This window comes from Brevundimonas sp. (genome assembly GCF_030682035.1).
GTDB lineage: Bacteria > Pseudomonadota > Alphaproteobacteria > Caulobacterales > Caulobacteraceae > Brevundimonas.
Map to the genome: position 1 here is coordinate 14,492 of NZ_JAUXQZ010000018.1, position 13,863 is coordinate 28,354.

Below are 13,863 nucleotides of genomic sequence, written 5' to 3' on the forward strand. Positions count from 1 at the left end.
TCGCGCCGCCGACGCCCCTCTGTCATGAATTCCGTGTCATGTTCGCCAACACGAGTCGCGCGTCCGATGAAAGCGTGAATGCCCTACGAAGTCTCTTCCTCTCCCGTGGCGCCCCAGGCCGGATCACGCCTGTGGTCCGGCGCCAGCACCGGGATCGCCATTGCGGTGCTCGTGGGCCTGGCCGTCTATCAACCGGCCCTGGCCCCGTATCTGCTCGGCGGAGCCGCCCTGGTCGGCCTCGCGGCCTGGGCCCTGAACCGTCGCCCCGCCGCACCGGTCCAGCCGACCGATGAGCAGGATAGCTCCCCGTCCGAGCCGTCGCTGGAAACCGAAGCAACCTTGCTGGAGATCGTTTTTGAAGCCTTGGCCGACCCTGTCCTGGTGGTGTCGGGCGGGGAGGCCGACGACATCGCCGGCCGGCGCATCTTGCTGGCCAACGCCGCCGCGCGCGACCTGTTGCGCATCCAGCGCGAGGGCGGGCTGCTGGTCCCGGTGCTGCGTGATCCGGCGGTGCTGGAAGCGGTGGACGAGGCCCTGTTCGGCGGCCTGACCCGCACCACCGACTACGCCGGCGTGGGCGCCCAGACCCGGCATTGGCGGGCGGTGACCCAGCCCCTGGCGCAGGCGCAGTCGGGGCCGCTGGCCCTCGTCGTCCTGCGTGACGAGACCGACGTGCGCCGCATGGAGCTGATGCGTGTCGACTTCCTGGCCAACGCCAGCCACGAGCTGAAGACGCCGCTCGCCTCCCTGTCAGGCTTTATCGAGACGCTGAAGGGCCACGCCCGCGACGACCCCAAGGCGCGGGACCGCTTCCTCGACATCATGGCCACCCAGGCCGACCGGATGAGCCGACTGGTCTCGGACCTGCTATCGCTCAGCCGTATCGAGCTGAACGAACACATTCCGCCCGCCGGTCGGGTCGATCTCGCCCGCGCGGCCGCCGATGTGGTCGACGCGGTCAGCGTGCTGTCCGCCGAACGCAACGTCGCCGTGCGGCTGGAGGAGCGCGAGGTCAGCGCCCCGGTCCACGGCGACCGCGACGAAATCCTGCAGGTGGTCCAGAACCTGGTCGACAACGCCATCAAATATTCCCCCGTCGGCGGGACAGTTGAGATCGTCATCCGCCCCGACATGGCCCGGGACGAGGCCGCCGCCCCCTGGTCGGGGGGGAATCGCGGCGACGGGGCGACCCGGTTGCCGCTGGTCACCCCGGACCGCGAGACCGGCCAGCGCTACGCCGCCGTCACTGTGCGCGACCGTGGGCCGGGCATGGCGCGCGAGCACCTGCCGCGCCTCACCGAACGCTTCTATCGCGTCGAGGGCCAGAAGAGCGGCGAACGGCAAGGCACAGGCCTGGGCCTCGCCATCGTCAAACACATCGTCAACCGGCATCGCGGCGGGTTGACCGTCGAGAGCGCGCCGGGACAGGGCGCGGCCTTCACGGCCTACTTCCCCGTCGCCCCGCGCCGGGACGCCGTGACAGCTTCGTGACACGGGGCTCGCACGGGCCCCCACAGCGTAACAGAACTGTCATGCCGCCGTCGTAATCCGCTGACCATTCCGGGGCAGTTATCGGCGCGGGGCGGACCGGGCGACCGGGTGGCCCGATTCTGCTTTTCCCGGACGTCCATGACCTGGCTTTTCCTGCCGATCCTGATCGCCGCAGCCGTCGCCGCCTATGTCGGCGGCCGGGCCTTGGCGCGTCGGCGCGGCCGGTCCCTGCCGGCCGGAGAACGCCCCCACTCCCGCCCAGGCCAGCACGGCGCCTACGCCCTGATCTGGACCGCGGTTCCGGCCTTGGTCGTGCTGATGGCGGCTTCAGTTTTCTCGCCCAGTATTGAGCAGCAACTGACCGCTTCCGGCGCGCCCGAAGCGGTGCAACAGCTCGAACCCTTCCGCCGCGAGGCCTTTTTCGCCGATGCCCGCGCGGTCGGCGACGGTCGCCCCGCCGTTCAGATCTGGCCGGCTCCCTATGCCGAGCTCCTGCCCACCGAGGGCCGGCGGGCCGCGCGGATTGGCCAGATGCTTGATCTCGGCGGCATCGCCGGCGCGGCCTTGGCGGCGCTGGCGGGCGCCCTGTTCGTCTTCAGCCAGATCCGCCCCGGCATGAGGGCGCGCAACCGGGTCGAGGGCTGGATCGTCGGCCTGCTGTTTGCCTGTTCGGCCGTCGCCATCCTGACCACCGTCGGCATCATCGCTTCCCTGATCTACGATTCGATACGCTTCTTCTCCTCGGTGCCGATCACCGAATTCCTGTTCGGAACGCAGTGGAGCCCCCAGACCGCGATCCGTGCCGACCAGGTCGGTTCGACCGGAGCCTTCGGCGCCCTGCCCCTGTTCGTGGGCACCTTCCTGATCATGCTGATCGCCATGGCCGTGGCCGCGCCAGTCGGTCTGTTCTCGGCCATCTACCTTTCTGAGTACGCCGGACCGATCTTCCGCGCGACGGTCAAGCCGGTCCTGGAAATCCTCGCCGGTGTGCCCACCGTGGTCTACGGCTTCTTCGCGGCCCTCACCGTCGGGCCGGCGTTCCGCGAATTCTTCAACGGCCTGGGCGCCCTGATGGTCGGCGGCCCGCTGGACGGCCTCGGCCAGTATCTGATGCTGGTGCAGAACCAGATGGCCCTGGTCGCCGGAGCTGTCATGGGCATCATGCTGATCCCCTTCGTCAGCTCCCTGTCGGACGACATCATCAACGCCGTGCCGCAGAGCCTGCGCGACGGCTCCTACGCCATGGGGGCCACCCGGTCCGAGACGGTCAAGCGCGTGTTGCTGCCCGCCGCCCTGCCCGGCGTCGCGGGCGCCATGCTGCTGGCCATGTCGCGAGCCATCGGCGAGACCATGATCGTCACCATGGCCGCCGGCCTGGCCGCCCGCCTGACGCTGAACCCGCTGGACACCGTCACCACCGTGACCGTGCAGATCGTCACCCTGCTGACCGGCGACCAGGAATTCAACAGCCCCAAGACCCTGTCCGCCTTCGGCCTCGGCCTGACCCTGTTCCTCGTCACCCTGATGCTGAACATCGTCGCCCAGCGCATCGTCCAGACCTACCGGCAGCAGTATGACTGAGACGCCCGTCACGTCCGAAATGCGCGCCGACCGCCTGCGCGCAGGGCTCAAGCGCCGCTACGCCCGCGAGGGCCGGTTCAGGCTTTACGGTCTGCTGGCCATCGGCGTGGCCGTCGGCTTCCTGCTGCTGCTGCTCGGCCGGATCATCGAACAGGGCCACACGGCCTTCTACACCCACACCGTCACCGTGCCGGTTTATATGGATCCCGCCCGGGTCAACCGAGCCTATCCGCAAGGCACGAATTTCGAACTGTTGGTCGCCGAGCAGCAACTGGCGCGCATGGGCATCGCCGACGATGCCGAGGGAACAAAGGCCGCCGCCATGCGCAGCCTGTTCTCATCCGAACTCAAGTTCGCCGCCGCCGCCCGCATCCAGAACAGTCCTGGCCTGATCGGCCAGACCGTGCCGATCGCAGCGCCGCTGTCCGACGACGCCGACCTGTATTTCAAGCACGAGATTTCGCGCGACACCCCCGCCGACCAGCGCCGCCTCAGCGACGAACAGATCGGCTGGCTGGACCGGATGAAGGCCTCGGGCCAGGTCGCCGCCCATTTCAACAGCGGCCTGTTCACCAAGGGCGACTCCACGGAACCGGAACTGGCCGGGGTGCTCGGCGCCGTGGTCGGCTCGGCCCTGATGCTGCTGGTCACCGCCTTCATCGCCATTCCGCTGGGCGTCGGCGCGGCCCTCTATCTGGAAGAATTTGCGCCTCGCGGCCGGATCACCGACCTGATTGAGGTCAATATCAACAACCTCGCCGCCGTGCCCTCGATCATCTACGGCCTGCTGGGGCTCGCCCTGTTCATCAACTGGATGCACCTGCCGCGCGCCAGCCCGCTGGTTGGCGGTCTGGTCCTGGCCCTGATGGCCCTGCCGACCATCATCATCGCCACCCGCTCTTCGCTGAAGGCGGTGCCGCCCTCGATCCGCGAGGCCGCTCTGGCCATGGGCGCGTCCAAGACCCAGACGGTGTTTCAGCACACCCTGCCGCTGGCCATGCCCGGCGTCATGACCGGCGCCATCATTTCCATGGCGCATGCGCTGGGCGAGACGGCGCCGCTGCTGCTGATCGGCATGGTCAGCTTCATCCCCGGCATCCCCGCCTCGTTCGGCGAGCCGACCGGCGCCCTGCCCTCGCTGGTCTACATCTGGGAGAACGCCTCCGAGCGGGCCTTCCACGAACGGACGGCCGCGGCCATCCTCGTCCTCCTCGCCTTCATGATCGTCATGAATGCCGCCGCCATCTTCATGCGCCGGCGTTTCGAACGCCGGTGGTAAGCTGAAATGAAGTTCAATCTCTTTCGTGCCGCGGACGGAACCGAAGGCGGCGGCTCACCTGCAGGTCCGCCCGTGATCGCCGCCCCGCCTGTCGTGCACAGTTCCGCGCCTATGGGACCAACCAAGATCGCGGCGCGCGACGTCTCGGTTTTCTACAGCGGCAAACAGGCGCTGTATGACGTCACCCTCGACATCCCGGACAAGACCGTCATCGCCCTGATCGGCCCTTCAGGCTGCGGCAAGTCGACCTTCCTGCGGACCATGAACCGCATGAACGACACCATTCCGGGCTGCAAGGTCACGGGCCGCATCGAGATGGACGGCGAGGACATCAACGCCAGGTCCGTCGATCCTGTCCTGCTGCGCGCCCGTGTCGGCATGGTGTTCCAGAAGCCCAACCCCTTCCCCAAAACGATCTTCGAGAACGTCGCCTACGGGCCGCGTATCCATGGCCTGGCCGCCTCGAAATCCGAACTGGAAGGCGTGGTCGAGGCCTCGCTGAAGCGCGCCGGCCTGTGGGAAGAGGTCGCCGACCGCCTCCACTCGCCCGGCACAGGCCTGTCCGGCGGCCAGCAGCAGCGGCTGGTCATCGCCCGCGCCATCGCCGTCGAGCCCGAAGTCATCCTGATGGATGAACCCTGCTCGGCCCTGGACCCCATTGCGACGGCCCGGATCGAGGAACTGATCGACGAACTGCGGGAACGCTACTGCATCGTCATCGTCACCCATTCCATGGCCCAGGCCGCCCGGGTCAGCCAGCGCACCGCCTTCTTCCACATGGGGCGGCTGGTCGAGACCGGCGACACCGAAGACATCTTCACCAATCCTCGCGAGCGGCGCACGCTCGACTACATCACCGGCCGTTTCGGCTAGGACCGCCCGCATGCCCCAACACACCGTCAAGGCCTATGGCGACGAACTCAACCAGCTGACGGCCGAGGTCGCCCGAATGGGCGGTCTGGCCGAGGCCCAGGTCGCCGACGCCGTGGATTCCGTGGCCCGCCGCGACGTCGCCCTGGCTCGCGCCGTGGTTGACCGCGACGCCCGGCTTGACGCCATGCACCGCGACATTGAGCGCAAGGCCATTCGCCTGATCGCCCTGCGCCAGCCGGTCGCCTCCGACCTGCGCCGCACCCTGGCCTCGATGAAGCTGGCGGTCGATCTGGAGCGCACGGGCGACCTGGCCAAGAACATCGCCAAGCGCGGCCTGATCCTCGCCGAGGGTGAGCCCATGCAGCCTCTGACCCGCTCGATCGAGCGGATGGGCAAGCTGGTTTCCATGCGGCTGCGCGACGTGCTGGACGCCTACGCCGCCGCCGAGATCGACCGGGCCATCGCCGTCTGGAACACCGACGACGAGGTCGATGAGCACTACAACGCCCTGTTCCGCGAATTGCTGACCTACATGATGGGCGATCCGCGCACGATCACCGCCGGCACCCATCTTCTGTTCATGGCCAAGAACCTCGAGCGGATCGGCGACCACGCCACCAATATCGCCGAAACCATCTACTACGAGATCACCGGCCAGGAGTTCGCGGGCGAGCGCCCGCGCTGGAACCCCGACGCCGCCGAAGCCGCCCCCGAACCGCTGTCGCCCGCCTGAAACCGGAGAATACGCCCGTGCAGCCCTATGTTCTGGTTATGGAAGACGAGGACGCCCTGGCGACCCTCCTGTCCTACAACCTCGAAAAGGAAGGCTATCGCGTCGTCGTCGCCGCCGACGGCGAGGAGGGCATGCTGCAGATCGAGGAGCGTCTGCCCGATCTGGTGCTGCTCGACTGGATGCTGCCCAAACTGTCGGGGATCGAGGTCTGCCGCCGCATCCGCGGCAAGGCCGAGACCCGCAACATGCCGATCATCATGCTGACCGCGCGGGGCGAGGAAAGCGATCGCATCCGCGGCCTGGACACCGGCGCCGACGACTATCTGACCAAGCCTTTCTCGATGTCGGAGCTGATCGCCCGCATCCGCGCCGTGCTGCGCCGTATCCGGCCCGGTCTGGCCGACGACCGGCTCAACCACGGCGACATCGTCATCGACCGCGTCGCCCACCGCGTCCGCCGCTCGGGCCAGGAGATCCACCTCGGCCCCACCGAATTCCGCCTGCTGGACCATCTGATGCAGCACCCCGGCCGGGTCTTCAGCCGCGAACAACTGCTCGACGCCGTCTGGGGCAGCGACGTCTATGTCGAGGCCCGCACCGTCGACGTCCACGTCGGCCGCCTGCGCAAGGCCCTGAACGTCGAGGGCACGGTGAATCCGATCCGCACGGTAAGGTCGGCGGGGTATTCGCTGGACTTGGGGGGGTAACCCCCCTGCTATCGTCATCCCGGCGAAGGCCGGGACCCAGCGGCGCCGCGACGGCGGCGAAACACCGTCATACGGTCCAAGGCTCGCTGTCCTGATCGCCTGCGCTTCCGACAGTGTCGCGCTCCCGCGCGCCGCTACGTCCCGGGGTTCGCTAGGCGCGCCCGGGATGACGATAGCGGTGGGGACATGACTTTCCTTCGCGCGTGAGCCCGCTACGGTCGCATTGATGCTGACCGATCCAGATAAGTCCGTCGAAATGGTGCTCAGAGGCAGGGGCGCGTCCCTGCGTCTCTCCATTGTGCGCTATCAATTTCCGCAGATCACCACCGACGAATATGACGCTAACTGGCTGATTATTCAGGGTCATGCCTCCATCAACGATCGGTCGTGGACGTTTCGCGACCCGTCACTCACGACGTTCGAAGTCCGGCAACTGGCGAACTGGCTCGAAAGGTTGGAACGGGGAGAAAGTGCGGAGCCGCACTGCGATTTCATCGAACCGAACCTGCAGTTCGAGCGGACTTCCGATAAGGCTATCCGCGTCTCCTTTGCTCTGGAGAGCGCGCCGCCGTGGGCCAAGCCCGGCGAGTCATGGAGCGAGCATGGCTTCGAGGTGCTGATCGACAAGCACCTCAAGAACGCCGCCGGCCAGTTGCGTAGCCAACTCCAGGCGTTTCCGGAGCGTGGTGACCATAGTCCCGGCTAGCCACCCTTCCCTCTTTCCCCGATCCCGCTAGGGTCCCCACCTCAGTTCGAGGAGCCGTCCCATGCGCCGTCGCACCTTCCTTTCGACCCTGCCCGCAGGTGCCCTGCTGGTCGGAACGACCGCCGCAACCGCCGCGCCCCCCCCGTCTCCGACCGCGCCTCGCCTCCGCCAGACCCCGCCCGCCGACCCTTACGCCGGCATCGGCCCCGGCAATCGCAACAGCGGCGTCCAGTTCGTCGGCCGCTCGACCGTCTGGGGCCAGCACGGCGCCGCCGCCACGGCCCATCCGCGCGCCACCCTGATCGGCATCGACACCCTGAGGCGCGGCGGCTCAGCCATCGACGCGGCTATCGCCATCAACGCCGCCCTCGGCTTCCTCGAGCCCACCGCCAACGGCATCGGCGGCGACGCCTTCTGCATGATGTGGGACCCGGCCCAGCGAAAGGTCGTGGGCTTCAACGGCTCCGGGAACAGCCCCCGCGGCCTGTCGCTGGAGACGGCGCGGTCGAAGGCGGGCGCCGACGGCTACCTGCCGAAATACGGCGCCGTCACCGTCAACGTCCCTGGCACGGTCGACGCCTGGTGGAGCGCCCACCAGCGCTACGGCAAGCTGCCCTGGAAGGACGTGCTGCTGCCGGTCGCCGAGCTGTGCGAGGAGGGCGTGCCCATCCCCCAGCTGATCGCCTGGTATCTGCAGCGCAACATGGCCGGCTTCGACGCCTCGGCGGCGATCATCGAGGAGAACGACAACCGCAGGCGCGTCTACGCCCCCGGCGGCCGCACCCCCGCCGTCGGCGAGGTCTTCGCCAATCCGGACCTGGGCCGCACCTATCGCCTGATCGCCGAGGGCGGTCGCGACGCCTTTTATGAGGGGCCAATCGCCGACCACATCGAACGCTATTTCCGCCGCATCGGCGGCTGGATGACCAGGGCCGATCTGACCCCCCATCGCACCGAATGGGTCGAGCCGATCCGCACCGACTATCGCGGGATCGACGTCTATGGCCTGGGCCCCAACACCCAGGGCCTGTCCACAAACCAGATCCTCAACATCTGCGAAAACTTCGATCTCAAGGGCATGGGCTTCCAGTCCGCGGCCTCGATCCACCATCAGGCCGAGGCCAAGCGGCTGGCCTTCGAGGACCGGGCGAAATGGTTCGCCGACGACCGCTTCAGCCGCACTCCGGTCGAATGGCTGAACTCCAAGGCCTACGCCGCCGAACGCGCCGCTCTCATCCGCCCCGACCGGGTCATGGACCGCGCCTTCCCCGGCGACGCGCCGACGCAGGGCGACACCACCTATTTCAGCGTCGCCGACAAGGACGGTATGATGGTCAGCTGGATCCAGTCCAACTATCGCGGCATGGGCTCGGGCCTCGTCCCCGACGACGGCGAGCGGCCGCTGGGTTTCATGTTCCAGGACCGCGGCGAACTGTTCGCCCTGACCGACGGCCACCCCAACGTCTACGCCCCCGGCAAACGGCCCTTCCACACCATCATCCCCGGCTTCGCCTGCAAGGGCGGCGACCCCTGGATGGCCTTCGGCGTCATGGGCGGCGGCATGCAGCCGCAGGGCCAGGCCCAGATCATTATCAACATGATCGACTATGGCCTCGATCCGCAGGAGGCCGGGGACAGCCCCCGCTGGCAGCACGAGGGCTCGTCCGAACCCACCGGACAGCCGTCCGAAGGCGTCGGCGTGCTGTATCTGGAAACCGGGGTGCCGGCCGCGTCGAAGGCGCAACTCGCGGCCATGGGTTGGGTTCTCGGCGGCCCCAACGGCGGCTTCGGCGGCTATCAGAATGTGGTGCGACAGTCCAACGCGCGAGGTCCGTGGACCTACGGCGCAGCGACCGAGATGCGGAAAGACGGGATCGCGCTGGCCTATTGAGCCTCAGTCCGCCGTGATCTCTTCCGGCGCCAGCTCATAGACCGTCGCGCAATATTCGCAGGTCACCCGGATCTTCCCGTCCGCCTCAACCATCTCGGCCCGCTCTGCGGCGTCGAACGAAGTCAGCACCCCCGCGATCCGCTCGCGCGAACAGCGGCATTGCGCGACCAGCGCCCGGGCGTCCTCCAGCCGCACCCCGTCTTCGTGGAACAGGCGGAACAGCAGGGTCTCGGGCGTGATGGTCAGGTCCAGCAATTCGTCGTCGGCCAGGGTCTGGAACAGGGCCCGCGACCGGTCCCACGCCTCCTCGGTCGAACCGCGCGCGTCATCGCCCGCGATCAGCTGGATCAGGGCCCCACCCGCGCGCCAGCCGACGCCGCGGTCGCCCACCACCGCGCCGACCGCCAGCCGCACCCTCGTCGGGATCTGCTCGGACTGCTGGAAATAGTGTTCGGCGGCCAGCGACAGGCTCTCGCCCTCAATCGGGGTGATGCCCTGCGTACGTTCGAAATCCGGCCCGCGGTCCAGCGTCATGACGAACACCCCCTCGCCCAGCAGCGAGCGGGCGCCCGGTCGGGCGAAGCCCTGCGACGCAGCCGCAACGGCCTCTTCGTCGAACCGGCAGTAGCCGCGCATATGGCCGTCGGTGTCGTAGTCGGCGACAACATAGCGCACCGGCCCGTCGCCCTGGGCCTGAACGATCAGCCGCCCCTCGAACTTCAGGCTGGAGCCGACCAGGGCCGCCAGCGCGCAGGCTTCGCCCAGCAAGGCCGCCACCGGCTCGGGATAGGCGTGGGCCGACAGGATGGCGTCGATGGTCTCTCCCAGCCGCACGATCCGGCCGCGCACGGGCCAGCCCTCGATCTGGAAGGCGGCGGCCAGATCATCGGCGGGTGCGGCGGCGGCGTCATGCGCGTGATCGGTCACGGGCGATCCTCGGAAAGCGGCGAAACATCGGAAGCGCCGTCAGATAGGCGCACCGGTCGCGAATGGTAAGGCCTGCGTGCTACAGCAGGAACCGGCGGGGCCAAGGCCCCGTTCCAGCAGCCCGATCCGAACACACCGACCCGGCGGTTTCATGACCAAAGCGACGCTCAAACCCCTGAACGAACAGGCCATCGTCATCACCGGCGCCACTTCGGGCATCGGCCTGGCGACGGCGCGCCGGGCGGCGCGGGCTGGAGCCTGCGTCTTCCTGATTGCGCGCGGTGAGAACGATCTCAAGGCCCTGACGGAGGAACTGCAGGCCACGGGCGCCCGCGCGGCCTGGGCGGTCGCCGACGTGGCCGACCACGCGGCGTTGTCCGAGGCGGCGGAAAAATGCGTGCGCCTGTTCGGCGGCTTCGACACCTGGGTCAATAACGCCGGCGTCTCCATCTACGGCGCTATCAGCGTGACCTCGCTCGACGACCAGCGGCGGCTGTTCGAGACCAACTACTGGGGGGTGGTCAACGGCTCGCTGGTGGCGGCGGCGCATCTGCGCAAACGCTATGGCGGCGGGGCCATCATCAATGTCGGCTCGATCCTGTCCGACGCGCCCTTGCCGATCCAGGGCGTCTATTCGGCCTCCAAGCATGCGGTGAAGGGCTTCACCAATGCGCTGCGCATGGAGTTGATGCGCGAACAGGCCCCGATCACTGTCAGTCTGGTCAAGCCGGCGGCCGTCGACAGCCCCTACAGCAAGCACGCGCGCAATCTGACCGGCTACGCGACCCAGAACCCCCAGCCGGTCTATGCGACCCATGTCGTGGCCGACACCATCCTGTACTGCGCCAGCCATCCGATCCGCGAGATCACCGTCGGCGGCGGCGGTCGTCTGATCGCCAGCTTCTATTCCGTCCTGCCCGGTGTGGCGGAACCACTTTTCGCCCGGTTCGCTCCTTCCCTGATGCGGGACAGGGGTTCCGCCTATGAGCCGTACGAAGACGGGCTGTACGACCCGACCGAAGACGGCCTCACCGAAGAGGTTCACTATCCTATGGTCCGCCAGTTCTCCGCCCTCGCCGAAGTCCGCAAACATCCCGGGATCACCAGCGGCGTCCTCGCCGTGCTCGCCGGGGTGGGCATCGCCGCCCTGCTCCTGAACCAGCGTAGCGGCCCGACACGGTACGAGCGCCTGCGCAGCCGCATCGACCCGCGCGGCTGGATCGACACCGGCGCCCTGCGGGACCGGTTCGGCGACCTCGCCGAGACGGTCCGCCATGGCCTGAGCGAGGCCGGCGAACGCGCCTCGGACCTGGGCGGCGACGCCCGTCATCGGGGCGAACAGATCCTGCACGGCGCACGCCATTCCTCTCGCAAGGCCTTGAAGAAACACGGCAAGACGGCGAGACGCTACGCCCATGACGCGGGCGGCTATGCCCGGGAGCATGCGAAGGAAGGCGGCGCCCTGCTGGCCCTCGCCACCATCGCCGCCGCCATCGGCGCCGCCGCCCTGGATGTCCAACGCCCCGACAGCCGGATCCGCAGCTTGGGCAAATTCTAACGCCTGCCTCCGATTCAGACATAGCGCCCTGCCAATGTAGTGGCCGGTCGTCCTTCGCAGGGCGGCCGGCGATTTCGTCTGGACGGAGTGAACGCAGTGAACAGAGCGGGCGCAGTGGACGCGAACCCTCCCTCCCCATTGCTGCAACTGCGAAGGTGAGCCAAGGTCCGGGCATGGCTGAGCCGACCACCTACGTCTTCGACTTCGACTCCACTCTCGTGCGCATTGAGACCTTGGAGGCCCTCGCCGAGATCGCCCTGGCCGGAGCGCCCGACGCCGCAGCGGTCCGCGCCGAGATCTCGGCCCTGACCGACGCCGCCATGGCCGGCGACCTGCCCTTCGGCGAGGCCCTGCGCCGTCGCCTCGCCCTGCTGCCCCTGACCCGCGCCCATGTCGCCGAACTGGCGGCCCGCATCCTCGACGAGGGCACGCCCTCGGTGCGCCGCAACATGCGCTTCTTCCGCGAACACGCCGACCGCATCGTGATCCTGTCCGGCGGCTTCCGCGAGATCATCGCCCCCCTCGCCGCCCATCTGCACGTCCCGGCCGAGCGGGTCCTGTGCAACGACCTGACCTGGGATGCCGAGGGTCGCGTGACCGGCGTGGATCCGGCCAATCCCCTGTCGCAGGCGGGCGGCAAAGCGATCGCCCTGCGCGCCCTCGGCCTGCCCGGCCCGGTGGTCATGGTCGGCGACGGCTGGACCGACGCAGAGGTCAAACTGGCCGGGGCCTCCGACCGCTTCCACGCCTTCACCGAGATCGTCCGCCGCCCGCGCGTCGTCGCAGCCGCCGACTCGGAGGCCCCGTCCATGGACGAGTTTCTCCACGCCGAGGGTCTGGCCGGCCGCTGGTCCTATCCCCGCGGCCGCATCCGCATCCTGCTGTTGGAGAACATCCACCCCGCCGCCGTCGAACGGCTGGAGGAAGCGGGCTACACCGTCGAAACACTCAAAGGCGCGCTGGACGAGGACGCCCTGATCGAGGCCCTCAAGGGCGTCCATGTGCTCGGCGTCCGCTCCAAGACCCAGGTCAGCGCCCGCGTGTTGGAGGCCGCCGACCGGCTGATAACGGTGGCCGCCTTCTGCATCGGCACCAACCAGATCGACCTCGAGGCCGCCGCCGACCGCGGCGTAGCGGTGTTCAACGCCCCCTATTCCAACACCCGCTCGGTGGTCGAGCTGGCGGTGGGCCTGACCATCGCCCTGCTGCGCGACGTGGCCGACAAGTCCGCCGCCATGCACCGCGGCGAGTGGAACAAGTCCGCGACCGGCTCGCGCGAGCTGCGCGGCAAGACCCTCGGCATCGTCGGCTACGGCGCTATCGGCTCGCAGCTGTCGGTGCTGGCGGAAGGCCTCGGCATGCGGGTCATCTTCCATGACCTGACCGAACGGCTGGCGCTCGGCAACGCCCGCCGCATGGCCTCGCTGGACGCCCTGCTGGGCGAGAGCGACGTGGTCAGCCTGCATGTCGACGGCCGCACCGACAACACCGCCCTGATCGACGCCGCCCGGCTGTCGCGCATGAAACCCGGGGCCCTGCTCCTCAACCTGTCGCGCGGCCATGTCGTCGATGTCGGAGCCCTGGCCCAGGCTTTGGGCTCCGGCCGAATCGGCGGCGCGGCCGTGGACGTATTTCCCGAGGAGCCCGCCACCAACGCCGATCCTTTCGACAGCCCCCTGCGCGGCCTGAAGAATGTGATCCTGACCCCTCACATCGGCGGCTCGACCGAGGAGGCCCAGGAGGCTATCGGCGCCTTCGCGGCTGAGCGCATGCTGGCCTATCTGAACCGGGGCGACACCACCTTCTGCGTCAACCTGCCCAATGTGCAGCTGGCCGAGGTTTCGGGCGCCCACCGCATCCTGCACATCCACCGCAACCAGCCGGGCGTTCTGGCCGAGCTGAACCGCGCCCTCGCCACCGCCGGTCTGAACATCCTGGGCCAGCATCTGAAGACCGACGAACGCACCGGCTACGTCATCACGGACGTCGACCGCGACTACGATCCGGACGCCCTTCAGACCCTGCGCAGTGTGGCCGGAACGCTGCGGTTCCGAATGTTGCACTAGAAGCTTCCCCAGCGGCATCTTGCGCGCCCGCGAAACGGGCGCACACTGTCA

General features: G+C 68.4%; 11 protein-coding genes and 1 pseudogene. 11 read left to right on the top strand and 1 reads right to left on the bottom strand.

Annotation, left to right across the window (positions count from 1 at the left end):
• The first annotated feature begins 78 nt into the window (after positions 1–78).
• The 8 genes from Q8K49_RS03925 (at position 79) to Q8K49_RS03960 (ending at position 9,261) form a co-directional block, all read left to right on the top strand.
• Positions 79–1,491, top strand: a complete 1,413-nt coding sequence (locus tag Q8K49_RS03925) for a cell wall metabolism sensor histidine kinase WalK (protein WP_305304226.1) — start codon at positions 79–81, stop codon at positions 1,489–1,491.
• A 138-nt stretch (positions 1,492–1,629) separates the two neighbouring features.
• Positions 1,630–3,072: a phosphate ABC transporter permease subunit PstC gene (gene pstC, locus Q8K49_RS03930; protein WP_305304227.1), complete on the top strand. Its 1,443-nt coding sequence runs from the start codon at positions 1,630–1,632 to the stop codon at positions 3,070–3,072.
• Positions 3,065–4,351, top strand: a complete 1,287-nt coding sequence (pstA, locus tag Q8K49_RS03935; protein WP_305304229.1) for a phosphate ABC transporter permease PstA — start codon at positions 3,065–3,067, stop codon at positions 4,349–4,351. Before pstC ends, pstA begins: the two co-directional genes overlap by 8 nt.
• A gap of 6 nt (positions 4,352–4,357) precedes the next feature.
• Positions 4,358–5,224 carry a phosphate ABC transporter ATP-binding protein PstB gene (gene pstB / locus Q8K49_RS03940; RefSeq protein ID WP_305304231.1) on the top strand — a complete coding sequence of 289 codons (867 nt, stop codon included), beginning with the start codon at positions 4,358–4,360 and terminating at the stop codon, positions 5,222–5,224.
• Between the two features lie 10 nt (positions 5,225–5,234).
• Positions 5,235–5,957, top strand: coding sequence for a phosphate signaling complex protein PhoU (gene phoU / locus Q8K49_RS03945; protein ID WP_305304234.1), 723 nt, complete (start codon positions 5,235–5,237; stop codon positions 5,955–5,957).
• A gap of 17 nt (positions 5,958–5,974) precedes the next feature.
• Positions 5,975–6,664, top strand: coding sequence for a phosphate regulon transcriptional regulator PhoB (gene phoB / locus Q8K49_RS03950; protein WP_305304236.1), 690 nt, complete (start codon positions 5,975–5,977; stop codon positions 6,662–6,664).
• A 226-nt stretch (positions 6,665–6,890) separates the two neighbouring features.
• Complete coding sequence (locus Q8K49_RS03955; protein WP_305304238.1) at positions 6,891–7,370, top strand: hypothetical protein; 480 nt, start codon at positions 6,891–6,893, stop codon at positions 7,368–7,370.
• A gap of 61 nt (positions 7,371–7,431) precedes the next feature.
• Entirely contained in the window at positions 7,432–9,261 is a 1,830-nt protein-coding gene (locus tag Q8K49_RS03960; RefSeq protein ID WP_305304239.1) for a gamma-glutamyltransferase family protein, read from the top strand.
• 3 nt (positions 9,262–9,264) lie between these two features.
• Here Q8K49_RS03960 and Q8K49_RS03965 read toward each other — a convergent pair whose 3' ends face one another.
• Positions 9,265–10,188 carry an Hsp33 family molecular chaperone gene (locus tag Q8K49_RS03965; protein ID WP_305304240.1) on the bottom strand — a complete coding sequence of 308 codons (924 nt, stop codon included), beginning with the start codon at positions 10,186–10,188 and terminating at the stop codon, positions 9,265–9,267.
• Positions 10,189–10,339: 151 nt separating this feature from the next.
• On the opposite strand from Q8K49_RS03965, the gene Q8K49_RS03970 reads away from it, so the two are divergent.
• The 3 genes and pseudogenes from Q8K49_RS03970 (at position 10,340) to serA (ending at position 13,812) form a co-directional block, all read left to right on the top strand.
• Positions 10,340–11,746, top strand: coding sequence for an SDR family oxidoreductase (locus Q8K49_RS03970; protein ID WP_305304242.1), 1,407 nt, complete (start codon positions 10,340–10,342; stop codon positions 11,744–11,746).
• 173 nt (positions 11,747–11,919) lie between these two features.
• Positions 11,920–12,447 (top strand): annotated as a pseudogene (locus Q8K49_RS14820) (HAD-IB family phosphatase); the annotation flags it as partial.
• Positions 12,448–12,555: 108 nt separating this feature from the next.
• The gene (gene serA, locus Q8K49_RS03975; protein WP_370867726.1) at positions 12,556–13,812 is read left to right on the top strand and encodes a phosphoglycerate dehydrogenase; all 1,257 of its coding nucleotides are present in this window, start codon (positions 12,556–12,558) and stop codon (positions 13,810–13,812) included.
• Positions 13,813–13,863 lie beyond the last annotated feature (51 nt).